We start from the raw sequence: 24689 nt of genomic DNA on the forward strand, positions 1-24689 counted from the left end.
TCTTTTTGAAGCCTTAGTAGGAGCATACTCTTCGTTCAAAGAAGGAGAACAGATGTTTTAAATATGACATAAGGTGACATGATTAAGCTTTATAATGATATTAAATCAACGAAAGGAGCAATAAATCGTGAGCAGAAGAATCATTTTAGACTTGGCAGTTACTTTGGATGGTTACATTGAAGGGAAGAATGGGGAAGTGGACTGGTGCATTATGGACCCTGAGCTGGAGTTCACTCAATTTTTGAATCAAGTGGATACCATATTTTATGGAAGAAAAAGCTATGACCTATTTGGACAATACATTCTGAAGGATGAAGATTCGGATGCTGACAAAGAACTTTGGGCACTAGTTCATAGTAAAGAGAAATATGTGTTTTCCAGGTCGCAGCAGGGGGAGGGGCATGAAGCTATTTATATAAACGACCATATTCTCGAAGAAGTAAACAAAATCAAACAGAGACCCGGTAGAGACATCTGGTTATATGGCGGAGCAAGCCTGATTACAACGTTTATCCAATTAGGGCTTGTGGATGAATTCAGATTATCCGTACACCCTGTAGTTCTAGGAGAAGGAAAACCGCTGTTTGCGGATATCAAAGAACGGTTGAATTTGAAATTGGCTCATACCAGAACCTTCTCCTCCGGACTTGTTCAGCTCATATACCATTGGGATGGTGAGCCTGATGCACGCTAATGATATCGTCATTAAAGGCGCGAGAGAGAATAACCTCAAAAACGTAAATGTCCGCATTCCGAAACGGAAAATCACGATCTTCACCGGTGTCTCAGGTTCGGGCAAATCTTCGCTGGTCTTCGACACTATCAGTGTCGAGGCTCAGCGGCAGCTAAATGAGACGTTCTCTGCATACATCCGCAACCGGATGCCCCGGTATAGTCAGCCAGATGCCGATCTCATCGAGAACTTGTCTACGGCCGTTGTTATCGATCAGAAAAGACTCGGCGGCAACTCCCGTTCGACGGTTGGCACGATCACAGATATCAATGCTATGCTCCGGCTGCTGTTCTCCAGAATCGGCAAACCGTTCATTGGCAATTCGCATGTATTCTCCTTTAACGACCCGGCCGGTATGTGCCCGGAATGCTCGGGAGTGGGGCAAGTGGTGCAGTTCGTTGTGGAGAAGCTGCTTGACTGGTCCAGGTCGCTGAATGATGGCGCGATTCTGTTCCCCGCTTTCAAAGTGGGGGGCTGGTTATGGAATACATATGCCCATTCCGGACTATTCGACAACGATAAGCGGCTCGCTGACTACACACAGGAAGAGATGGATGTCCTCCTGCATGGCAAAGAGAGCAAGATCGTGTACAACACCAAGGGCGGAGCCATCGAATCGGATTATGAAGGTCTGCTGCCCAAGCTCACACGTCTGTATCTGAAGCGGGACAGCAGCGAGCTGTCCGAAGCCAAACGCGAATCCATTGACCGGTTCTTGTCCTACAGCGAATGCAGCCTGTGTAAGGGGAGCCGGCTTAATCAAGAAGCCTTAGGCTGCCGGATTAACGGATACAACATCGCTGAGTGTGCGGCTATGGAGATTGGCGGGCTTATTTGTATCATCGAAGCCATTCAGGAACCCGTTGCCGGGCCTATGAAGGAGGGAATCCTGACCCGGTTGAATCATCTGGTCTCGATCGGGCTGGAGTATCTCAGTCTGGACCGGCAGACCACAACATTGTCGGGCGGGGAGTCGCAGCGCATTAAGATGGTCCGCCATCTGAGCAGCAGTCTTACCGACATGATCTATATTTTTGACGAGCCAAGCGTCGGGCTGCATCCGCGGGATGTTCATCGTCTGAACGGCATGCTGCGCCAGCTCAGGGACAAAGGGAATACGGTACTTGTTGTTGAACATGACCGCGAAGTGATGGAAATCGCTGATTATATTATTGATGTAGGACCTCATGCAGGTGCCCGTGGCGGTACAATCGTCTATGATGGTGACTTTGCAGGCTTACTCCAGGCGGATACGTTAACAGGACGGTACTTGAAGCAAAGTCTGCCCTTGAAGACATCTGTCAGAGTGCCAAAGGGACGAATGAGCGTAGCCTGCACCAGCTTGCACAATCTGAAGGAGGTGAGTGTTGATATCCCTGTTGGAGTACTGACTGTGGTAACGGGAGTTGCCGGCTCAGGTAAAAGTACGCTGATTAACGGAGCCTTCCTGTCCTCACATCCGGAAGCCATCGTCATTGATCAGTCGGCTGCAGGCACATCCATCCGCTCTAATCCGGCCACCTACACGGGAATAATGGACGACATCCGCCGGCTGTTCGCAGCCGCCAACAAGGTTAGCGCTTCCCTGTTCAGCTTCAATTCCAAGGGAGCCTGTGCCAACTGTCAGGGTCTAGGCATGATCTACACAGATCTGGCGTTTCTCGAGCCCATACGGACGACTTGTGAAGTGTGTGCGGGCAGGCGGTTCAGCGAAGAAGTATTGACCTATAAACTCAATGGACAATCCATCAGCGACGTCCTGGCTATGACCGTGCGGGAGGCTTCGGAGTTCTTCAGCAAGAAGGAGCTGCTCCGCAAGCTGCAGACACTGGAGGATGTGGGACTTGGATACGTAACGCTGGGCCAGCCTTTGAGCACTTTGTCGGGCGGTGAGTGCCAACGCATCAAGCTGGCTGAAGAGCTTCACAAAGAGGGCAGCCTATACGTTATGGATGAGCCTACAACCGGATTGCATATGTCCGATATCTCAGGGCTGATGGACATTATGAACCGCCTCGTCGACAGTGGCAACTCCGTGGTGGTCATCGAGCATAATCTGGATGTGATCAAGAGTGCAGACTGGATTATTGACATGGGTCCCGAAGGCGGACACCGGGGTGGGCAAATCGTATTCGAAGGCACACCTGCCCAGCTTGCCGCTGCTGAACATTCTATAACAGGGACGTATCTGCGCAAGGCCCTAGAGCAATCTTGAACGGGCAGCCCATATCAAACGTATCTCCGTTCCTTCCTCGGGACTCGACCGAACCTCAATTCGCCCTTGCATCGCCTCGATCAGTCCCTTGGTTACGGCCATGCCCAGGCCTGAGCCGACATCGGGTGCCGCTGTATCTGTGCCGCGATAGTATCGTTCGAACAGCTTCCACACTGTCTCCTGATCCATTCCGCGTCCATTATCGGCAAATTGAACAATGAAATCGCCTGCCTCTTTACCTGGCTGCACACTTACAATCAGCTTCGCGTCCGGCGGATTATGGAGCAGGGCATTGGCGGTCAGATTATCAACGATCCGTTCAAAGGAGGGAATGTGTACATAACCCTGTACCTGAGCCGGGGCAGGCTGGAAAGTAATGCGGCCCTCACCATAAGCCGGGTTACGTTCAGCACGCTGTACCAAATCCTGCAGCAGAGCATTGATATCCGTTAGCTCAACAGGGGGCTGGTACCCGCCGCTGCGCAGACGGTAGGTCATGGCCAGGTCGCTTACCAGCCTGTCCATGTACATCGACTTGTCTAACATAATGCCCGCGAATTCCCGTACTTCATTAGAAGCCCACTCGTATCTCTCTGCTTCCAGCATATGTGCATAGCCCTGGATGGAGGACAGGGGTGTCTTTAGATCATGGGTGATTCCAGCAATCCATTCCTCGCGAAGAGAGTCGGTCTGTCTGCGGAGTTCTTTATCCTGTTCCAGAGTATCGGATAACGTCTGGATGGAACGTAACACTTCCGTATATACCCGATATTTCCGCCGCCATTTCCCGTTCTTCTTCTGGCTAAGCGGCCTGCCGCGGGGGCCGGCCGGCTCCTCATATTGTCCGCGTTCCAGCCGCTGCAGCCATTGGAGCATATGGAGCATAGGATAACCGAACAGGTTGGCATACCAGACAGCAAGCAGGATCAGCAAGCCGATAATAGATACCAGAAGTGCAGCCAGGGCTGGACCAAAAATAAATCCGAAGGGGTTCTCATTGCTCCCCGCCGGCTTGCTCTCAAGTGGAACACTAAGCATCCAGGTAGAATGGTTCTGCTCATCATAGCTGGTCAATGCAGTCATTCCATACCGGGCGGGGTAACGTGTACGCAGAATCAGATCCTGGATGCTGTAGCTGTCCGGAATCCCTGCTGCGGGCTTGTTGAATGAAGCCATCTCCTGCCCCTGTTCGTCCAGAATCTGAAGATAGGCATCCGCCGCGCGGATGATGTCCTGCTGCCCGGATGCCAGTTCAAGCTTGTTATTTGCATAACGCCCCCCGTTATATGCTTGCTCCAGTATGGTTACGGCCTGGTTGTTCTCTCCATACAGCAGGGTGAAATTGATCCCTTGTCGTTCCCGGATAAGCAGATATAGCTCGTAGGGAAAGGGCTTTTGTCCTTGCCAATAGGATATGAGCTCTCCAGGTTTATAGTGATTCGGCACATCAGGAGGAGTATGAAAAGCATCCAGCACACGGCCTTGCTCATCGAGAATCTGAAGCCAGCCGTTGTTTTCCTCCATTCGCTTCAGCAGCTCAGGATCATACTTAACCCTGCCGTCCGGCAAAATATCGGCTGTACTGATTAGCTGGTCGAGCCCGACAGTGGCGAAATCTTCAACAAGGCTGGCCTCATTCAACTGCTGAATGACCCAGTAAGCTATGCTCCCGCCTATGATCAAGATCAGAATCACCGTACCCGCAAGCAAGCCAATGAACCGCGTCATTAATCTGCGTCTTATACTCATCGCCCAGGCCCCATGTCAGACTGAATGAGCTTATACCCTAGCCCGCGAACGTTCACCAATAATTCAGGGTTGGAGGGATCTGCCTCAATACGCTCACGAATCCGGTGAATATGCACCATGACGGTGTTATCATCACGAATGGCCTCCGATCCCCAGACCCGCTCATACAATTCAGACTTGGTGAAGATACGATTGGGATGTTTACAAAAGAACAGCAGCAACTGGTATACCAGCGCTGGGCAGTTCACGGGCTGGCCTTCTACCCTAAGTTCACCGGCTGGCTCCACGACCTGAAAGCGTCCATAATCATAGATGCCTTCCTGTGGCACCTGTTCTGCTTCCGTCTGTCTGGGCAAATATCGTCTCAGCAGGGATTTGATCCGTGCGACTACCTCCAGCGGGTTAAACGGTTTAACGACATAATCGTCTCCTCCAACCGCAAAGCCGGTCAGCTTGTCATAATCGGTAGTTTTCGCAGTCAGAAAGAGAATAGGGGCATCTGTAATTTGACGCAGAAAAGGGCAGACTTCCAGCCCGCTTCGGCCTGGAAGCATTACGTCCAGCACAATGCAGTGATAGGTTTTCTTTTCACATGCAGCAATCGCCTCTTCACCGGTAGTGACCGTATCAATATCCAGGAATTGCTCTTTGAGCAATACCGTTCGGAGCATATGCAGAATCGCCTGTTCATCATCAACAAGCAGGATTGAAACTTCATCCATGACGAAATAGAGCCTCCCAGCTTTTTATACAAGTATCATACCATTCTGAAGCACTGTGTTGCGTGCAGGCAACCTTAACGGATGCTTAATTTTGGAGATGTAACCCGCCGCAAAGTTAAGATAGAAGTAAGAGTAGGTTAGACGGCGGATAAGATTGATGTCGTACACTGGACTGGAAAGATATCGTGCTAACAAAGGAGTGCAAGGAAATGACCAGAGTATATTCGAAAAGCTGGAAGCTGCTTGCCGCAGTGCTGGGTACGTGTGTGATATTATCTGCCTGCGGCACCTCGAAATCAGCTGAACCGCAAGAGGAATTACCTGTAGAACAGACTTCCAGTCCAGCCCCATCAGTGGAAGCTGCGAATGGAGCGGGGGAGGGCGCAATGATTACACCTGACAATTTCATGGATAGCTTAATGAAGGGATCGAAGGAGGACATCTACAAGCAGATGAGCCCGGAGCTGCAGGGAATCATATCGCTGGACGAATTCAAGACGACTGCCGATAGCTTTATGGAAGGCGTTGCTTCATGGGAGAAGGTTACGGAGTTTAAAATGAACAATCTGATTGAAAGCTCATGGAAGGATCAGACGGGGACTAAGGGGATTCAAGCCTCTTTCGCCGAAGATTACCAGATTGCGGGGCTGCTTATTCAGCCGCTTGAGAGGCATGAAGAAACGGATAAGGCGCTGACCAAGACTGAATTCCAGTTTCCGCTGAAGGGCGAATGGTTTGTGTTCTGGGGCGGGAACGATGTGTTATCCAACTATCATTATGCTCATGAAACCCAGCGTTACGCACTCGACATTATCCGCACTCAGGATGCTGCAAGCTATGAAGATAAGGGAACGGACAATGAGAACTATTATGCTTTTGGTGAACCGATCTATGCAGCAGCAGATGGAAGGGTGGTTGAAGTCAAAAATGACATCCCGGATAACACTCCGGGCGTGATGAACGCTGAAGAACCGGCCGGGAATGTTGTGGTCATTGATCATGGAAACGGGGAGCACAGCATCACAGCACATCTCAAGCAAGGCAGTGTAGCCGTCAAAAAAGGGGATAACATTCAGCAGGGAGATCTCATCGGACATCTTGGTAATTCAGGGAACTCCAGTGAAGCACACTTGCATTTTCAAGTATCAGACGGGCCCGACATCTTCACTTCGCGTTCGCTTCAGATCCGCTGGGCCGATCAGAGTCAGAAGCTGACACGGGGGAATTCTTTTCAGGGACTGCGCAATTAATTGCGTCAGTTTTTATAAACGGCATACTTTCCAAAGGACTCTTGCACCCGCAAGAGTTTTTGCCGTTCCAAGTAACGTACATGTGCTGAGGTCTCCCCAAGCGCAAACCGCGCGCTGTCATTGTCAAAGTAAATAGGTGCTGCTGCGCCGAGGGATGGGTCCCATGCTTCACAGCCAGTACATTTATAAAAAATCCTGCAAAATGTGTAAGCGTGTTGATTTCCCAAAAAAAGGGACAAAAAAGGCCGCCATTTCGGGTAATGGTAAGTACGACCAAACCAAACCGAAATGAGGCGACCTCATGAATAATAATACCCCATTCTTAGCCGTATTCAAACAAGTATTAACTCCAGAAGAAGTTGAAATGGTGACCGGGCAAACCGAGGACTACGAGGATACCGGAACCAAAATGACCGTTGGTGTGTTGTTCGATTACTTTATCCAAGCCTGCTACCACCAATGGGATGGCTTTCGTCAAAGTGCCCGCGTGGGCTCGAACTTCGATTTGCCTAAGGTTCATTACTCCACTCTTTCGGGCAAAGCCGGTGAAGTTCCTTACGATATCTTCAAACGTTTGTTTCAACTGCTTGTCCAGAAATGTAACCGGCAAACCCGTCGGCACCTAAATCTGCCTAAAGATCTTCTACTGATTGACTCTACGACGGTTACGGCGGCAAACTCCCGCATGTCTTGGGCTCCGTATAAAAAATTCAGAGGAGGCATCAAGCTGCATGTCGCTCTTTCGCATGGACAGCATTCACCCATGAAGGTGGTCGAATCGATTGCCCGGCGCAATGACGCTCCATTTGGAGAAGTCTTGGCCCATAAGGACTACATTTTAGTTCAGGATCGGGCGTATGGAAAAATCGGTCGATTGGATCAATATGTGCAGCAAGGTCAGTCCTTTGTGGTTCGTCTGAAAGACAATCTCCATTTGGTGATGCCGCGAAAGCTTCAACGACCGGCGGAGGGAGACACCAAAATTGTACGCGATATCACCTGTTATATTGGTCAAGGCAAACACCAATCCGCCCACCGCCACCGCGTCGTTGAATTTGAAAATGACCGGGGTGAAGTGGTACGAATTGTGACCGATTTGAGAAAAGAGTCCGCTCATGTGATTGCTGAAATTTACAAAGCACGCTGGGAGATTGAAGTCTTTTTCCGCTGGGTGAAACAGCATCTGAATGTCCCTTGTCTATTTGGAACCACCGAAAATGCAGTATATAGCCAATTGTTTGTGGCCCTTACCGCGTATGTGCTTCTGAAATACATTTTTGATGAAATTCATCCGAAGGTACCGGTCTTCGCTGAGCTGACTCTTTGGGAATTTATGCAGCACTGGCGTATATTTAATCTTCCGCTGGAGTGGCAGGCTCAGTTTAATCTGCTCAGGCGTAAAGAACATTTAGGTGTTTTTGTCATCCCATAATATGGGTAATCAACACGCCTGCAAAATGTGCAACATTGCTACTCCTTACAAGTGGCCGGTTAAAGATGGCACCAGCATCCTTCACCCGAAGGGTGAGTGACTATAGATCATGGACAATTTTAAAGCCTATACCGAACACAATTAACGATCAAAAGAAAGACGCCTGGGAAGATGGAAGATACCCGGCGTTTTTCTTTCAAGAGTGAAAATAGTGTTGACTTACGGCTTCCTTTAAGGAATATAATATACCTACTTATAGGAAAGGAAGATGAAGGAATGTCCATGTCTCGGCCGAATACCAGAATTAAAGCAATAGAGCTTCGAATGGGATCTTTTATTGTATATCCGACATTGTTGAGGGATGAACGGAATCTTGTACTTGTGGATACTGGCATTCCCGGACAATTGGATAAGATTCGAACGTTACTTGAAAGGGAAGGCTTTGGACTAGATCAGCTGACGCATGTCATCATTACGCATCAAGACAGCGATCACATTGGCAGTCTGCCGGAGTTGGTTCAGGCCAGGGGGAACGAGTTGACGGTGCTCGCACATGAGGAGACTGTACCCTATTTGACGGGAGCCATTCCGCTTGTTAGAGGTAGAACTTTTGCACCGTCCGTGCACGTTCATACGGCACTTAAGGATCGAGACATTCTGCCCCTGGCCGGTGGCATTCAAGTCGTTTTCACCCCTGGACACACGCCAGATCATATGTCGCTCTATCATATCCCTACGCAAACGTTAATTGCCGGCGATGCATTAAACTCAAAGGATGATAAGCTCCTGCCCTTCGACAACTATTACACGTTGGATCATTCTACTGCGCTGAAGTCGATTGCCAAGCTGCTAGAGCTGGATATTAAAAAAGTGATCACCTATCATGGTAACGAAGCTACTCATCGAATTAAGGAAAGTCTCCAGAAAATAGTAAATACAACAGGCCAATGATCCTCAGGATCATTGGCCTGTAATTCTGTTTTAGTAGACGCCCACCGCATTGTAAGCTTTGGTTACAGCGGTTACTTGAGCCGAGCCTGCTCCAAACAATTCAGTAGCCGATTGAATGACGGCTGTACGTGCAGCAGAGAAGTTGGATGAGGTTGTAAGGTAATATACAAGTGCATTGTAATAGATTTGAACGGCATCCTCACGGCCAATACCTGTGACCGTTATACCGTTAAACGTACCGCCTTGAGCAGCCAGATAGAAAGCTTTGTTATTGATGCCGCTGTTCGTATGCACACCGCCTTCGTCACCGGTGCCGGTGTACCGGTCGCTGTACTTATCAGGCTGACCGTACAATGGCGGATTAGCTAGTGAGCGTAGTGCGTCCCCCGCTATACCAGGTGTATATACTTTATCACCAATCAGCCAGTTCGCACCTTCTATTGAATTTCCGATGATGTCGGAGAAGGACTCATTGAGTGCCCCTGGTTCTCCGTAGTATTCAAGATTGGAAGTTTTCTCAGTCACACCATGCGTCAGCTCGTGGCCTACCACGTCCATATCACCGGACAGCAGTGTAAAGGTAGACCCATCCCCATCACCGAAAACAATCTGCGCACCATTCCAAAATGCGTTGTTATAGGAAGTGTAGTAATGAACGGTTGAACGGATCTGCAGTCCCTTGTTGTCCAGACTGTTGCGGCCGAAATGCTGGAGATAATAATCGTAGGTTCTCTCAGCATAGGTGTGGGCATCAACTGCGGCTTTGTCTGTCCAGACATTGTTAGTGCTGGTTAAGAGCGTCCCCGGAAGAGAGGTCTTGTTCTTGGCGGTATAGGTCACAATGCCCTTTCCGCGGGTACTGTCATACAGCTGGTAGGTTGAGCCTGAGAGGCGTGTCTCGAACGTCTTGGTATCTCCAAAAACTCCAGTACCCGTACCCGTCAGGTTCTCTAAGATATTATATTTGAACAGTACGCTGCCATTCTCCGCAGAAATGAAGTACCGTATCCGCAAAGGCTCGGGTTCCAGAACGTTCACTTCCGTTTTATAGACTAATTTAGGTTCTCCGTCAACGATAAAATAATACAAATCCGCTGCAGGAGTAACTTGGGGCTCACCTAGCGGTCCATGCTCCAGCGTGGCATCCTGGCTGGCTGCCAGGATGGCATCTGCTCCGGATATGGTTTGGAGTTGAATCAGCGGCTGCGGAATGGTCTGGTACACATCTTCAACTACACTTCCCAGCAGGGAGGTAACATTGCCGTCTTTGTCGATATGCAGGGTCTGATCGGCTCCATATACCGGTATTCCCGAGATATACTGGCTTAACCGGTAATGCTGGCTGCCGGTCTTGCTGCTTATGGTTTGCTCTGTAATTTTAAATTTTCCCCGAATATCCTCCTTAGCCGAAAGATGCAGGTTCCCTTTAACACTTTCAAGATATCCCCATACTTTGTCCTCAAAAGCGGAGCCTGCTGGAGCTTTCCAGGCTTGGCCCGTAATCGAAATGGGGGAAGAGCCTGAGAAGAGCTCGGCAGGCTGATTACGCTCGTTGTTTTCAGCGGCAGCGCCCACCGAAGCAAAGGACCCAAGTGCTACAACACCTGCAAGAAGTGAAGCTACAGTCTTTTTCATAATTAATACTCCTCCGATCAAATTGGTAGGTTTTAAATCAAGCCTGTGTACTTACTCAAGCTGCGATCTGGGGTGCAAGGACTAAGGCGGCGAACAACCTTAATGTACGGAGGGAGAGTGTGGAGAGGGCAAGACCCCTTTCGTGAAATTTACAACTACATCATTATTCACAGATCCCAAAATGGATATAAATGAAAAAAATGTAATTATAGTGTTTTCAGTATATTTAGGTTTTTGAATATCAACTATGATCAGAATCACAATTAATGCGATAAAATTAGTAAACAATAATTGTGCAATATAAATTGACGAAGAAAGTTAATTGTGCTAGCATTGCTGTAACTTAAAACAAAAAGGCTATGATGAGAAATAGTAACTATTAAGGATCTCACAGAGAGAAGATGGTTGGTGCGAATCTTCATTGATCTAATAGTGAAGCAGTCTCGGAGCTGTGAACCGAACAGAGCAATCTTAGTAGGCTTCAACGGAGTTCCACCGTTATTCAGGAAACAGTATCGGAGAAATCCCGTACTGATAGAGCGCAGAGCAATCTGAAGTTAGGTGGTAACACGGACATAATCGTTCGCCCTAAGTTGACAAGAAACATGTCAGCTTAGGGCTTTTTTGTATTATTAAGCATAAATAATATTTGATGGAGGGATTGAGCATGGTGAGAATGACACCAGATGGATTAAGACGATCATATATTGATTTTATGAAAGGAATAGGGGCAAGCCAAGTGCCCTCCGCAAGCTTGTTACCGGAGAATGATCCCTCGACGTTGTTTACAGGAAGCGGCATGCAGCCGATGGTTCCCTATTTATTGGGGGAAAAACATCCGATCGGCAATGAGATTGCTAATATTCAGAAGTGCTTGAGGACAGTGGATATTGAGGAAGTAGGAGATACGTCACATCTGACATTTTTCGAAATGATAGGCCGGTGGGAGTTCAAAGCAAATGAACATAACTATAAGCAAAAACAAATCGATGCCATTTGGAATTGGCATATTATCGAATTAGGAATGGATCCGGGCAGGCTGTATATCAGTGCTTTCGCAGGAAGTGACGAATTGAATATACCGAAAGATACGGAAGCCATTGGGCTCTGGTCAGCAAAATTCAAATCCGTTGGGATAGATCCCATCATTGAAGAGGATCCCTGGCAATATGGGGCATCTAGAGGCGGGAAAATATTCTTATACGATGAACAAGAAAACTGGTGGAGCCGGGCCGGAAGTCCGCTCCATATGCCGGTTGGTGAACCGGGTGGACCTGATAGTGAAATGTTCTATGATCTTGACCCAAGCGGTGATCCACTGGATCATCCTGCTTCTGAAAGCGACAGATTTCTGGAAATTGGGAATAACGTATTTATGTGTTACACCAAAGAAGACACCGGATTCGTAAAAATGCAAAATCCCAATCTGGATTATGGAGGCGGATTAGAAAGGGTTGCAACAGCCCTTAATGGAGACAAGGATATCTATAATACGGCTTTCTTCCTTAACCCCAAGAACAAGTTGATGGAGCTGAGCGGTAAATCCTATACTGACGATTTAAAGTCGTTTAGAATCATACTGGATCATGTAAGAGCAGCTACTTTCCTCATTAATGACGGTGCGGAGCCAGCTAATAGTGATGCAGGATATATAACAAGAAGGCTATTAAGAAGGGCGATTCGTGCAGGTAAAAAAATAGGGATACAAGGAAGCTTTGTGGGTCTGTTGTCTGAAGTTTATATAGATGAAGCAACAGCTTATGAAGATTTGTTCGGCAATAAAAAGAAAGTTATCGAAATCGTAAATAAGGAAGAAAATCTTTTCTATAGAACGTTACAGCAAGGAGAAGTTGAAATCCAAAAACATCTTAAGTATAAGGGTAAAGTTACAGGTGCAGATGCCTTTTATTTTTACGAAACCTATGGGTTTCCCTTGGAGTTGACGGAAGAGTTTCTAATGGAAAGTGGATATAGCATGGAGGACAAGGCTTCTTATATAGAGGCGGCAAAAAAACATGCTGAAAAGAGCAGAACTGCATCTGCGGGTAAATTTAAAGGTGGCTTAGCTGAACACTCAGCAGAAACAACCGCGCTGCACACGGTATCTCATTTGTTACTTGCGGGGTTAAGGGAAGTGCTGGGTGATCATATTCACCAACAAGGAAGTAATATTACTTCAGAACGGTTACGGTTTGACTTCAACCATGATGAGAAACTTACGCCAGAGCAAATAGCTGAGGTGGAGAAGTATGTGAATGATGCGATTTCATCCAAAGCAGTTACCTCTATTTCAGAGCTGCCTAAGCTTGAAGCGAAAGAAAGTAATGTGGAAGGGAACTTTTGGGATAAATATCCGGATATCGTTAAGGTGTATACCATCCAAGATCACGAAGGGAAAGTGTGGAGCCGGGAAGTATGTGGAGGACCTCATGTAGCAGATACAACAACCATAGGGACGTTCAGGATTACAAAAGAACAATCTTCTGCTGCTGGAGTCAGAAGGATTAAAGGAGTCATTGTCAGTAGACAATAACATAGTCCCAAACCTGCACAAGTTGCAGGTTTTTTTCGGTTGAGAGGAGGGAATGGCAATTTAAGAGCCAACAAATTAATTGACCATAGGATGGAAAAGACTTATTAATGTAATAAAATGGTCTGTAAGAGTGAATTAGGAGTTGTTGGAACTTGATGGTATGGATGCCGACTCGTTAATAGCTATGCTAAAAGCTTCATTCACCTTAGACAATTTGACGAAGAGTCATTGGAAGAAATTGAATATTATAAAAATACCGCTAGAGCCAACGCTTTCGTTCTTGACTTACTTGAGGGAAAAGAGGAAGTATTGCCTGTATACGTGAAATTTCTAAAGATGGGTGCTAGGGAAGAGTTGACCGCTGGTTTGCTTTGGTTCCCATGGTCTACAGCCAGTAACTTTTCAAAAGAAATCCTGCAAAATGGGCAACAATACTATGTTCATTGCAGAGAAACCCAGGTCTTTTAAAGACTCTGGGTTTCTTTTGTATCAAACCGGTCTCTAATATACGGGTATACTTGTCTGGTTTTCGTTTCATTTCGTCCTGGCTGCATGAGAGATCTCCCTCTACTGCCTAAGGGTGGTCAGCATACTCTGAATATGGCTTTCCATCAGCTGCCGTGCTGTTCCGCTTTGCCGCTCCTCGATGGCAATGGCGATCAGAACATGGTAATTAGATGCCTTGGTCCGCATATTGGGCAGCGTATTGGTCTGTTTGCGTCCTTCGGCCAATAGTGGAAGAATCGATTGGAGCATTCGTGCCACCACCGGATTGGCTGCCCCTTCGGCGATTAATTGATGGAAGGCAAGGTCTGTCTCGAAGAAGGAGCCGCCTTCCTCCATTTGCTGCACCATCCGATCTGCCAGTACCCGCAGCCGGCGGATCTGATCCTCATTGGCCCGCTTCGCGGCCAGAGCGGCAAGCTCAGGCTCAATGAGCAGTCTGGCTTCCAACAGATCCACAATCGAAATGTTGTCTAATTCCTCTAAGGCGACCGCCGGATCATCCAGCAGCAGCGGATCGTTCCGTACATACATCCCGCGCCCGTGTTCAATGCTGACATTCCCCTGACTCTCTAATATCCGCAGCGCCTCACGTACTGTTGTGACACTAACCGAGAAATCAACGGCCAGCTGCTGGAGAGTAGGGAGCCGGTCTCCCGGAGCCCATTCCCCAACGATAATTTTCTGCTTCATAAGCTCTATTGTTGCTTGAAACGCGGTTTGTTTATTCTGTTTCATGGTTAGCCGTCCCTTTGACTTGGAATACATTCATTCTAGCATAAGCACTTCGTGACAATAAACAGATACGTCTGAGTATTGATTTAGTATTGACTAGCGAAGAACAAGATAATATGATCATACCGTAAAGATCATATCTATATCGGAAAATTAATACTAAAGATATGATCTTTAATGAGGGACTCGATTAGTGAAGCAGCAGAAGGAGGAGGGGCAATGGAGGTCGTAACCTTTGGGGAAACCATGGTGCTTCTGGCACCGGACCGGATGGTTCCCCTTGAGTATGTGAACGGTTTTCACAAGCATGTTGCCGGAGCTGAGACTAATGTGGCCATTGGGCTCGCCCGTATGGGACACACCGTCGGCTGGTTCAGCAAGCTCGGCAATGATCCGTTTGGCCGGTATATCAGGCAGTTCGTAAGAGGACATGGCGTTGATATTTCCGAAGTCAGGGTTACTGCTGAAGCGCCGACGGGAGTGTTCTTCAAAGAACAAATCTCCCCGGACAAAATTCAGGTGTACTACTATCGCAAACAATCGGCGGCCAGCCTGATGCAAGAAGATGAGCTTAGTGAGGCATATGTTGGAGGTGCCCGCATCCTGCATGTTACTGGCATTACGCCAGCTCTTAGCCCGGAATGCAGGCAGTTAACCTTTCGGGCCCTCGAAGCGGCCAAAAAACACGGTACGGCCATTGTGTTCGACCCCAATATCCGCTGGAAGCTGTGGAACCGAGAAGAGGCTTATCGTGTTCTTAACGAAATCGCGGCTCTTGCCGACTACGTGCTGCCCGGCATGGAGGAGGGGCAGTTTCTGACAGAATGTAATGAGCCTGCAGAGATCGCAGAGCGATTGCTGAAATCCGGTGCAGGTGCTGCCGTAATCAAGCTTGGCGCGGACGGTGCTTATTACAGTAACGGACGAATCTGTGGAACTGAGCCAGGGTTTCCCGTGAAGAGACTCATTGATCCGATGGGTGCCGGAGACGGTTTTGCCGCAGGCTTTATAAGCGGTTTGCTCCAGGGAGAGGACCTGCCTTCTGCCGTGCGGCGCGGCAACGCTGTGGGTTCCATTGTTGTCGGGGTAAGCGGCGATGTGGAAGGTCTCCCGGCCCGGCAGGATGTGGATCTTCTCTTGGCCGGGGGAGCCGGCATGGAGGATATTATCCGGTAAGTGAGTGCATTTCCAAGGAGGAGGAAGGACATGGACAAAGCTATGCAGATTGAGCGGCTGATAACTTCCGGATTGGTCGCCGTTATTCGCAGACCACCGCCTGAACGGGTAGAACACATTGCCGCAGCACTGGCAGACGGTGGTGTCGGAGCGCTGGAGATTACAGCAGATACCGCGGAAGTATACAGGCTGATCGCGGACATGAAGGCGAAATATGGAGATCGCCTGCTGGTTGGAGCGGGTACGGTGCTGAAGCTGACGCAGGCCGAGCAGGCGATCGCGGCGGGAGCCGATTTTATTTTCTCCCCAAATTTGAATGAGGCGATTGTAGAACTGACCTTACAGCACGGGCGAATCTCGATTCCAGGTGTAATGACACCGACCGAAGCGGTCAGAGGGCACGACGCTGGTGCAGACCTGCTTAAAGTATTCCCGGGCGGTTCACTGGGTGCCTCCTACATCAAGGAACTGCAGGGGCCTCTTGGCCACATCCGCATGATGCCGACAGGAGGCGTGACACTCCAGAATGTCGGAGCCTTCATTGCCGCCGGAGCCGTTGCCGTCGGTCTTGGAAGCGCTCTCGTCGATCGGGAAGCGGTGGAGCAGGGCGACTATGGGAGAATCACAGAGACGGCCCGCCAATTCGCCAAGGAAGTCCGCAAGGCCAGAATGAACAACAACAAAGGAGCAAAAAAACCATGAAAATAACCGGATTCGAGACCTTTATCGTTCCTCCCCGCTGGCTGTTTCTGAAGATTGAAACCGATGAAGGTATATCCGGCTGGGGGGAGCCGGTGGTCGAAGGCAAGGCGCATACGGTGCAGGCCGCAGTGGAAGAGCTGATGGATTATTTGATTGGGCAGGACCCCCAGCGGATTGAAGATCTATGGCAGCTCATGTACCGGGGAGGCTTCTATCGTGGCGGGGCTATTCTGATGAGTGCGATAGCGGGAATCGATCAGGCGTTATGGGATATTAAAGGGAAAATCTACAATGCGCCTGTGTACCAGCTGCTGGGCGGCGCTTGCCGCAATTCTATGCGGGTGTACTCCTGGGTCGGCGGAGACCGTCCCATTGATGTTGTTAAGGCGGCGCTGGAGAAGAAGGCCGCCGGGTTCACGGCGATTAAGATGAATGCCTCGGAAGAAATGCAGTTTATTGATACACATGACAAGATCTATGCTATCGTCGAGCGGGTCGCCGCCATTAGGGAGGCCTGCGGACCGGAGTTCGGGATTGCTGTTGATTTTCACGGACGGCTGCACAAGCCGATGGCACGAGGACTTGCCAGAGAGCTGGACCCCTACCGTCTGATGTTCATAGAAGAGCCAGTGCTGCCGGAGAACAACGAAGTACTGCGGGAGATCGCACATCATACCAGCACTCCGATCGCCACGGGTGAGCGGATGTACTCGCGCTGGGAATTCAAGAATCTGCTGAAGGATGGGGTGGTTGACATTATTCAGCCCGACCTATCCCATGCCGGAGGGATCACGGAATGCAAGAAAATATTCGCCATGGCCGAGGCGTTCGATGTCGCAGTCGCGCCGCATTGCCCGCTTGGGCCGATCGCCCTGGCCGCCTGTCTTCAGGTGGATGCAACGTCTTACAATGCGGTCATTCAAGAACAAAGCCTGGGCATCCACTATAATCAAGGCAATGACCTGCTGGATTATATCACCGATCCGTCCGTCTTTGCCTACAGTGACGGGCATGTCCAGATTCCTTCCGGACCGGGACTTGGCATTACCGTGAACGAGGAGTATGTGCGGAAGATGGCGGAGGACGGCCACCGCTGGAGAAACCCGGTATGGCGGCACCGCGACGGCAGCATTGCGGAGTGGTAAGCTTAAGCAAATATAGTCCTATTGAAGCCGCTATTATAGCGGTTTTTTTATTTTAGATGTTGTCAGAAAACCTGCCATGGGGGTAATATGAAATACAGAAAGTAGACAGGTATAATTCATACTTAACATTAACGTAGGAGTGGTAGCAGTGAAGATTCTTGTAGATGATTTGAGCGGGGCACAAGTGATTGGATTAATTGCAGAACATCTGCAAGGAATGGCCGAGGACTCTCCGCCAGAGAGCATTCATGCCCTTAATCTGGACGGGTTGAAGCAGCCGGAAATTACCTTCTGGTGCGCTTGGGAGGATGAGGAGCTTCTGGGCTGCGGAGCGATCAAGGAATTGGACAAAGAGCATGCAGAGCTCAAATCGATGCGGACAGCTAAAAAGCATTTACGCAAAGGTGTAGCCAGAAATATTCTTGCTCATATTATTGAAGAAGCCAATAGCCGCGGATACAAACGGATCAGCCTGGAGACGGGCTCCATGAATTCATTCCTCCCCGCCCGCAAGCTGTATGAAGATTTCGGCTTCACGTATTGTGAGCCTTTTGCCGATTATATCCCGGATCCGAATAGTAAATTTATGACGAAGGCATTGTAGGTTTATTATAAAAACACTTGAAGAACAGCATTCTGTAGTTGCAGAGGATGCTGTTCTTTGAGTTTTTACATTGTTTAAGAATAGAAAGATATTGGATTAGTAGTATTGACTTAGAGTGCGCTTAAACTCGTATACTGGTCACGTACGATGCAAAAAAGTGGAAGTTCATTCAATTTATTAAAGGGAGGATTTAATGTGAAGCATTTTACGTTGGGGAATACAGAATTGCTGGTAAGTGCGTTTTCTTTGGGTTGTCTGAATTTTGGATCGCGAACCGACAAAAAAACCTCTTTCCAGCTGCTTGATCATTTTTTTGAGGCAGGGGGAAACTTTCTGGATACAGCCAATAATTATGCGATATGGAACGAAGGCTGTGTTGGCGGAGAAAGCGAGGCTTTGCTGGGTGAATGGATGAAAGAAAGAAAAAACAGACATCAGATCATTTTGGCCACCAAAGTGGGAGCGAAACCGGTAGTGCCGAAAAGCGAAAAAATGGAGGGCTTAGGCCGCCAAGCGATTGAGAAGGGAATTGACGAAAGTTTGCTGAGGCTTGGTACAGATTATGTAGATTTATATTATGCTCATGTAGACGATAACGAAACTGAGCTTGAGGAAACCTTGGAGACTTTTGATTCCTTGGTCAAAACTGGTAAAGTAAGAGCTATAGGCTGCAGTAATTACCGGTTTTCCAGGCTCCTTGAGGCCAAGGCGATCAGTAAAGCAAAAGGGTGGGAGTCCTATTGCTGCCTCCAGCAGCGACATACGTATTTGCAGCCTCGAGCGGATGCGGATTTCGAAGTGCAGGTCAGTGCGGATGAGGACTTACTTGCTTACTGCAGTCAACATGATGATTTTACGCTCCTGGCTTATTCTCCACTCCTTGGAGGCCTATACAACAATAAGGAAGCTGTCCTGCCCGATACATACCGGAGAGAGGATCAGATGACCCGATTGGATACTCTAAGGAAAGTTGCTGGAGAGCTGGGAGCGACACCGAATCAGCTTGTCCTGGCTTGGATGCTGCATAAGCACCCGAGAGCTCTTCCCATTGTTGCTGCAAGCGGTCTAACGCAATTGGAAGAAAATTTGGGAGCACTTAAGCTGCAACTTAGCTCAGAACAGCTTGATCAATTGAACTGATGTTGAAAGGAGCGTACTCGTTATGACCGGTAAAGAGCTGACCATTCAGCAGGCAGCTGAGATGACGGGGTTAAGCGTACATACCCTCCGTTATTACGAAAGGATCGGTCTTATGGACCCCATCCCCCGTGCCGAGAATGGTCATCGGATGTATCGGGAGCATGATTTTGAATGGATTGTATTACTCGCAAAGCTTAGGACTACAGGAATGCCGATTGCACTTATGCAACAGTTCGCTGATATGATGCGGCTTGGCAATGAGGGCATTCCAGAGCGCAGAAAACTTCTGGAAGAGCATGAGCGGAAATTAATCGAGCAGGCTCAAACGATTCATCAGACTTTGGATATTCTGCGGGGTAAAATTGATTACTATCGTTCCTGGGAAGAGGAGACCAGGCGCGGGGAAGCCACTATGAAGTCAGCCCGGTGACCAGTTCATCCAGGATTAGTATCCCGGGGTGCATACATTACCTATATCAAAACAACTCTTGCTGAGTTGTTTTTTTCTTGCTTTAAATATATGTATGCGATATATTGCATATAAGGAAATTGAGAAGTGAGGAAGATGACTATGCCAGTACCTAAAAATTTTGTCTCACCTGCACGGATGTCTGCGAAAGAAAGAGCCTTCTCCCAGATTCAACGATGGATTATCGACGGTACACTGCAACCCGGGGAAAAGCTGCTTGACGCCGAATTGGCTGAGTCGCTTGGCGTAAGCCGCACACCGATTCGGGAAGCCTTTCAGCTACTCGAAGTACAAGGGCTCGTATCTACTCATCCTGGTAAAGAAACCAGGGTACAGGAAATTGAGAAGGATGACATCTTCAAGATGTATTCAACGATGGCGGCCCTTCAGGCTTTGGCAGCTGAAACTGCCGCAAAAGTGATTATTCCAGAACAAATCGAGCAACTAAAAGCGATTAATCTTGAATTTGCAAGTGCCATTAATAGCGGTCAAGCTTACCAGGCCATGGAGGCGGATGAACAGTTCCACAACCTGATTGTGGAACTGTCTGATAATCCTTATATCGCTTCATTCAGCGCATCCCTTCAGATTCATATCCGGCGCTTTAAATACGTGTTCTTAGAAAGGCCGATTACGGAGACACAAGCTTCAGTCGATGAGCATGGTTTAATTATTGCAGCGTTCGAGAAGAATGATTCTGATCGTGCTCAGGCAATGATGAGGCAAAATTTCATCCGTCCGATGCAGGAACTGCACGGACTACTTTAAGCAGACAGGAGCGGGGACAAATGATGAACCGAAAAGATCTTCGTATTAAAAGCAAGGTAATTAGCGAAGGTGTCAACCGGGTGCCGAACAGAGCCATGCTGCGTGCGGTTGGTTTTACAGATGAGGATTTCAAAAAACCGATGATTGGCGTAGCCAGCACTTGGAGCGAGGTCACCCCGTGCAATATGCATATCAATGAATTGGCTGTTCAAGCCAAGCAAGGGGTGCGTAACCATGATGGTGCTCCGCTGATTTTTAATACGATTACAGTCTCAGACGGTATTTCAATGGGACATGGAGGCATGCTGTTCTCACTGCCAAGCAGGGAAGCCATCGCGGATTCTATTGAGATTGTAGCCGGAGCTGAGCGCTTTGACGGCCTGGTGGCAATCGGTGGCTGTGACAAAAACACGCCTGCCTGTCTGATGGCGATTGGGCGGCTGAATATCCCTTCCGTCTACGTATACGGCGGAACGATTCTGCCCGGAAAGCTCGACGGTAAAGACGTCGATATTGTAACGGCCTTCGAAGCGGTTGGCCAATATCATGAGGGAAAAATAACAGATGAACAGCTCCATAAGGTAGAGTGCAGCGTTTGTCCGGGTCCAGGCTCTTGCGGCGGCATGTACACCGCCAACACAATGGCTGCTGCAGCAGAAGCCATGGGCATGAGCCTGCCCGGCTCATCCTCTACGCCGGCCGTTTCGCCTGATAAAGCTGCAGAATGTGCTGCGGCGGGCAGACAAGTCATAGCGCTGCTGGAACAGGAGATTTACCCGAAAGACATCATGACGAAAAAAGCGTTCGAGAACGCAATTACGGTCGTTATGGCTCTGGGAGGTTCAACCAATGCGTTCCTGCATTTGCTCGCTATTGCGCATTCGGCAGGCGTAGATTTAACCTTGGATGATTTTGAGCGGATACGTCTGCGTGTTCCCCATTTGGCAGATCTGAAGCCAAGCGGCCAATATGTAATGCAGGATTTGAACGAAATTGGCGGTATTCCCGGCGTGATGAAGTTATTACTGGCTGAGGGACTTCTTCACGGGGATTGCCTAACGGTCACAGGTAAGACCTTGGCAGAGAATCTGGCGGAAGCAACGCCGTTGAGAGACGATCAGAAGATTATCCGTCCATTAAAACAGCCTCTGAAGCCAAATGGACCATTAGTTGTACTTAGAGGTAACCTTGCCCCTGAAGGCGCTGTAGCCAAGATGTCAGGCATGAAGAAGCTCCGGTTTGACGGACCTGTTAAGGTGTATGACAGCGAGGAGGCCGCAACGGAAGCGATATTAAGAAATGAAATCCAAAAAGGCGATGTACTGGTTATCCGTTATTGTGGTCCAAAGGGCGGTCCAGGCATGCCGGAGATGCTATCTGTTACCGCATTAATTGTAGGTAAAGGTCTTGGCGGGGAAGTGGCCCTAATTACGGATGGAAGGTTCTCAGGTGGCTCGCATGGATTCGTAGTCGGCCATGTATCACCTGAAGCGCAGGTAGGTGGACCGATCGCGTTGCTGAGAAGCGGAGACATGATTACCATCGATAGCGAAACGCAGCAGATTATGTTTAACGTGACAGAAGAGGAGCTGGCTACTAGGGCTCAAGCATGGATACAGCCTCCGCTAAAAGTAAATTCAGGCGTGCTGGCCAAGTATGCAAGATTAGTTTCCTCTGCATCTAAAGGTGCAGTGACTGACCAAGCATAGCGATCAGGAGGGAGGGGCGAGAACATGCCTGAAGTTACGTTTTACCGGGATGAAGCGCTGCCCTTTCTGGAGGGGAAGTATTGTACGTCGGGTGATCTAGCCTACCATAGGCATTTTCACGAAGAATATTCGGTTGGGCTCATAGATGCAGGTCACACCAACGCCTGGTGCGACGGCGAACAGATTCGGGTGGAAGCGGGGAAAATGATCAGTTTTCCGCCGATGATGCTGCATGCCTGCCATCCGGAACCGGACGCGGAATGGCGGTATAAGATGTTGTTTATCCGCCCCGACTGGCTGCATAAGCTTGGACCGGGGGAGCTTAACCGGCTGCACATCCCGTTCTTACTGGGCGGAGGCAAGAATGAAGCGTGCCGGGAACGATTAAATCACACGATGGACGCGCTCGCAGGGGGCGGTTCTCCGCTTGAAACCGAGACGGCTCTCATTGAACTGGTGCAAGCTTTGGTTGATCCTAACGAGAATGACCTGGGGCATACAGGCTCATCAGGTGTTCAGGAGCAAAAATACGTGAAGCTGATCAAAGACTACTTACAGGCGAATTATACAGAGCAGGTAACGCTTGAGCACTTGGAACAGGAAGCCGGAATCAGCCGCTTTCATCTGATCCGGCTCTTCAAGAAAGGGAGCCATCTGCCCCCTCACGCCTATCAAAACCTGCTGCGCATCAATCATGCCAAGATCCAGCTGGCGAAGCAGCGTCCGATCGTTGATATCGCGGCGGAGTCAGGGTATTATGACCAAAGCCATTTTACAAAGGCTTTCTCGAAAATTGTAGGGGCAACGCCCAGGCAATATGCGATGTCGATATAGATAGCGATGATATAGAAGAGCAATTTTTTACAAGATTACGCCCTTCAGCCCAAGTACACTTGAACTACTTGCAAAAGGGGGAAACGTAATATGCATGATCACAAGGAGTGGGAACAGCAAGCGGCAGACGCATTAAAGTCGGTCGCCAGACGAATGGATATCAAGGCTTATGTGGAGCAATCGCCATTGTTATACGGTCTACTGAAAAAGGCTGCTTTACAGTATGTAACAGGCGAATCCCGTATAAACGGACTCGAAGCGGGGCAGAGGCTTGCTGCCAAAGGCTATGCCATTTCGCTAGAGTACATTGGCGAGAATACGGTAAATGCCGGGGAATGCGAGGCGACGGTTAAAGAAATAACAGCGCTAATCGATGATCTCGGTAAACAGGGGGCATCCGCCCGCGTATCCTTCGATTTGTCGCATATCGGACTGACGCTGGAACCGGAGCTTGCTTATACGAACTTAGCCAAATTAGCAGCACGGGCGCTGGAAACAGAACTGGAGCTGTTCATCAGCATGGAAGAGTCCGCTAAGACAGAGCAGATCCTCAAGGTATACAAGCGGGCCGCGTCCAGGTATCCTAATATCGGCATTACGCTGCAGGCGCATTTACATCGGACGCTGGATGATTTGGCCGCGCTATCAGCTTCATCAGGCCGGATACGAATCGTGAAAGGCGCCTATCAGGAGTCGGGTGAAGTCGCGATATCCCGATCCGAAGCACTGAATGAGCGATATTTGCAGCTAGTGGAACAGGCGCTCGGAGACGGACACCGGGTTTCAGTTGCTACGCATGATGAGCACATTATAGAGGAAGCCATACAGCGCGGTCTATTGACAGTAGGTGGTGCGAAGCTGGAGATGCTCTACGGCATCCGGCCGGAGCTGGGCAGCAGGCTGAAATCAGCCGGTTATCCGGTACAGATCTATTTGACCTATGGCCGTGAGTGGTACTTGTACCTATGCCACCGGATCGCAGAATATCCGCCTAATCTGTACCGGGCAGTTGCAATTATAGCCGATTCGCCGCGCGTTGATCCTGTGGAGGCATATGATTGAACTAACTGGGAAGGTTAGTTGAATAACACAACTTGGTAGCCGGATAAAGGTCCGGCTGCCTTTTGTTTCCTTGCTTCATCTTTTGGTTGATTCAATTTTATCGGGAAGATCCTGTATCGCTTTAACAAGTTGGGCGAGCGATTGGTCTAGATGATCTAGTCGCTCTCCTATGGTTTGTAATACATAGCGGATCAATATAAAACACAGCGTAACCGGAAATCCGACATTCGTAACTAATGAAATCAGATCAGTAGCTGACATTGACGTCTTCCTCCTTTCATTTAAATTCTACAAATAGGTAAAATATTGATATTCGTATACAACCAAACTATAATATAAAACAGAACACGTGTTCTTATTTTGGTTGTAAAACATTGTTAAATAATTCCCTATATGTAGAAAGTAATTAAAATAAGAGGAGACACAATGGGTATGGAAGAGCAAATTATACAAAGTTATCGCAGGGAAGTATATCGTATAGGATGGCGATTGCAATATTGGAGTAAAAAGACTTACAGACACGAGTGTACATTTTTTGATGTCAACGCCGTTCAGGGTGATGAATCAGAGGATCTCATAAACCGGTTATCCGTTGAGCACATGTTAAGTACACTTCCAACT

At 48.7% G+C, this 24689-nt stretch carries 22 protein-coding genes and 1 other annotated feature; of the genes, 17 read left to right on the forward strand and 5 right to left on the reverse strand.

Annotation, left to right across the window (positions count from 1 at the left end; translation table 11 throughout):
- Positions 1 to 127: 127 nt before the first annotated feature.
- Together MKX51_RS15490 and MKX51_RS15495 are read left to right on the forward strand one after the other, a co-directional pair.
- Complete coding sequence (locus tag MKX51_RS15490; RefSeq protein WP_340993030.1) at positions 128 to 694, forward strand: dihydrofolate reductase family protein; 567 nt, start codon at positions 128 to 130, stop codon at positions 692 to 694.
- Complete coding sequence (locus tag MKX51_RS15495; RefSeq protein WP_340993031.1) at positions 684 to 2948, forward strand: excinuclease ABC subunit UvrA; 2265 nt, start codon at positions 684 to 686, stop codon at positions 2946 to 2948. The genes MKX51_RS15490 and MKX51_RS15495 overlap by 11 nt, the downstream gene beginning before the upstream one ends.
- On the opposite strand, the gene MKX51_RS15500 is transcribed toward MKX51_RS15495, so the two are convergent.
- Complete coding sequence (locus MKX51_RS15500; protein WP_340993032.1) at positions 2934 to 4697, reverse strand: sensor histidine kinase; 1764 nt, start codon at positions 4695 to 4697, stop codon at positions 2934 to 2936. The two genes, MKX51_RS15495 and MKX51_RS15500, sit on opposite strands and share 15 nt — an antisense overlap.
- Positions 4694 to 5419: a response regulator transcription factor gene (locus tag MKX51_RS15505; RefSeq protein WP_340993033.1), complete on the reverse strand. Its 726-nt coding sequence runs from the start codon at positions 5417 to 5419 to the stop codon at positions 4694 to 4696. The genes MKX51_RS15500 and MKX51_RS15505 overlap by 4 nt, the downstream gene beginning before the upstream one ends.
- A 209-nt stretch (positions 5420 to 5628) precedes the next feature.
- Here MKX51_RS15505 and MKX51_RS15510 point away from each other — a divergent pair, with 209 nt between their 5' ends.
- The 3 genes from MKX51_RS15510 (at position 5629) to MKX51_RS15520 (ending at position 9052) form a co-directional block, all read left to right on the forward strand.
- Complete coding sequence (locus MKX51_RS15510; RefSeq protein ID WP_340993034.1) at positions 5629 to 6669, forward strand: M23 family metallopeptidase; 1041 nt, start codon at positions 5629 to 5631, stop codon at positions 6667 to 6669.
- A gap of 301 nt (positions 6670 to 6970) precedes the next feature.
- Positions 6971 to 8101, forward strand: a complete 1131-nt coding sequence (locus MKX51_RS15515; RefSeq protein WP_340993035.1) for an IS4 family transposase — start codon at positions 6971 to 6973, stop codon at positions 8099 to 8101.
- 171 nt (positions 8102 to 8272) lie between these two features.
- Positions 8273 to 9052 carry an MBL fold metallo-hydrolase gene (locus tag MKX51_RS15520; protein ID WP_340993036.1) on the forward strand — a complete coding sequence of 260 codons (780 nt, stop codon included), beginning with the start codon at positions 8273 to 8275 and terminating at the stop codon, positions 9050 to 9052.
- Positions 9053 to 9082: 30 nt separating this feature from the next.
- Here the strand turns inward: MKX51_RS15520 and MKX51_RS15525 are convergent, their stop codons facing one another.
- A complete protein-coding gene (locus MKX51_RS15525; RefSeq protein WP_340993037.1) occupies positions 9083 to 10687 on the reverse strand; it encodes a M4 family metallopeptidase in 1605 nt (534 codons plus the stop codon).
- 350 nt (positions 10688 to 11037) lie between these two features.
- Positions 11038 to 11281: a binding site (T-box leader), on the forward strand.
- A 73-nt stretch (positions 11282 to 11354) separates the two neighbouring features.
- On the opposite strand from MKX51_RS15525, the gene MKX51_RS15530 reads away from it, so the two are divergent.
- Both MKX51_RS15530 and MKX51_RS15535 read left to right on the forward strand, forming a co-directional pair.
- Positions 11355 to 13220, forward strand: coding sequence for an alanine--tRNA ligase (locus tag MKX51_RS15530; RefSeq protein ID WP_340993038.1), 1866 nt, complete (start codon positions 11355 to 11357; stop codon positions 13218 to 13220).
- Between the two features lie 228 nt (positions 13221 to 13448).
- Positions 13449 to 13688, forward strand: coding sequence for a hypothetical protein (locus tag MKX51_RS15535; protein ID WP_340993039.1), 240 nt, complete (start codon positions 13449 to 13451; stop codon positions 13686 to 13688).
- A 99-nt stretch (positions 13689 to 13787) separates the two neighbouring features.
- Here MKX51_RS15535 and MKX51_RS15540 read toward each other — a convergent pair whose 3' ends face one another.
- Complete coding sequence (locus MKX51_RS15540; RefSeq protein ID WP_340993040.1) at positions 13788 to 14462, reverse strand: FadR/GntR family transcriptional regulator; 675 nt, start codon at positions 14460 to 14462, stop codon at positions 13788 to 13790.
- Between the two features lie 216 nt (positions 14463 to 14678).
- Between MKX51_RS15540 and MKX51_RS15545 the strand changes: the two genes are divergently transcribed.
- The 10 genes from MKX51_RS15545 to MKX51_RS15590 all read left to right on the forward strand — a co-directional run bounded on the left by MKX51_RS15545 (position 14679) and on the right by MKX51_RS15590 (position 24068).
- Positions 14679 to 15635: a sugar kinase gene (locus MKX51_RS15545; protein WP_340993041.1), complete on the forward strand. Its 957-nt coding sequence runs from the start codon at positions 14679 to 14681 to the stop codon at positions 15633 to 15635.
- A 30-nt stretch (positions 15636 to 15665) separates the two neighbouring features.
- A complete protein-coding gene (locus MKX51_RS15550) occupies positions 15666 to 16337 on the forward strand; it encodes a bifunctional 4-hydroxy-2-oxoglutarate aldolase/2-dehydro-3-deoxy-phosphogluconate aldolase (RefSeq protein ID WP_340993042.1) in 672 nt (223 codons plus the stop codon).
- On the forward strand, positions 16334 to 17482 hold the full coding sequence (gene dgoD / locus MKX51_RS15555; RefSeq protein WP_340993043.1) for a galactonate dehydratase: 1149 nt from the start codon (positions 16334 to 16336) through the stop codon (positions 17480 to 17482). The genes MKX51_RS15550 and dgoD overlap by 4 nt, the downstream gene beginning before the upstream one ends.
- Positions 17483 to 17630: 148 nt before the next feature.
- Entirely contained in the window at positions 17631 to 18086 is a 456-nt protein-coding gene (locus tag MKX51_RS15560) for a GNAT family N-acetyltransferase (protein WP_340993044.1), read from the forward strand.
- A 195-nt stretch (positions 18087 to 18281) separates the two neighbouring features.
- Positions 18282 to 19226, forward strand: coding sequence for an aldo/keto reductase (locus MKX51_RS15565; protein WP_340993045.1), 945 nt, complete (start codon positions 18282 to 18284; stop codon positions 19224 to 19226).
- A gap of 22 nt (positions 19227 to 19248) precedes the next feature.
- Positions 19249 to 19656, forward strand: a complete 408-nt coding sequence (locus MKX51_RS15570; RefSeq protein ID WP_340993046.1) for a MerR family transcriptional regulator — start codon at positions 19249 to 19251, stop codon at positions 19654 to 19656.
- 141 nt (positions 19657 to 19797) lie between these two features.
- The gene (locus tag MKX51_RS15575; protein WP_340993047.1) at positions 19798 to 20463 is read left to right on the forward strand and encodes a GntR family transcriptional regulator; all 666 of its coding nucleotides are present in this window, start codon (positions 19798 to 19800) and stop codon (positions 20461 to 20463) included.
- Between the two features lie 20 nt (positions 20464 to 20483).
- Entirely contained in the window at positions 20484 to 22172 is a 1689-nt protein-coding gene (gene ilvD, locus MKX51_RS15580) for a dihydroxy-acid dehydratase (protein ID WP_340993048.1), read from the forward strand.
- Between the two features lie 24 nt (positions 22173 to 22196).
- A complete protein-coding gene (locus MKX51_RS15585; protein WP_340993049.1) occupies positions 22197 to 23006 on the forward strand; it encodes an AraC family transcriptional regulator in 810 nt (269 codons plus the stop codon).
- A 90-nt stretch (positions 23007 to 23096) separates the two neighbouring features.
- Entirely contained in the window at positions 23097 to 24068 is a 972-nt protein-coding gene (locus MKX51_RS15590) for a proline dehydrogenase family protein (RefSeq protein ID WP_340993050.1), read from the forward strand.
- A 75-nt stretch (positions 24069 to 24143) separates the two neighbouring features.
- Here the strand turns inward: MKX51_RS15590 and MKX51_RS15595 are convergent, their stop codons facing one another.
- Positions 24144 to 24329, reverse strand: a complete 186-nt coding sequence (locus tag MKX51_RS15595; RefSeq protein WP_340993051.1) for a hypothetical protein — start codon at positions 24327 to 24329, stop codon at positions 24144 to 24146.
- Positions 24330 to 24689 lie beyond the last annotated feature (360 nt).

It is taken from the genome of Paenibacillus sp. FSL M7-0420, from assembly GCF_038002345.1.
GTDB lineage: Bacteria > Bacillota > Bacilli > Paenibacillales > Paenibacillaceae > Paenibacillus_AQ.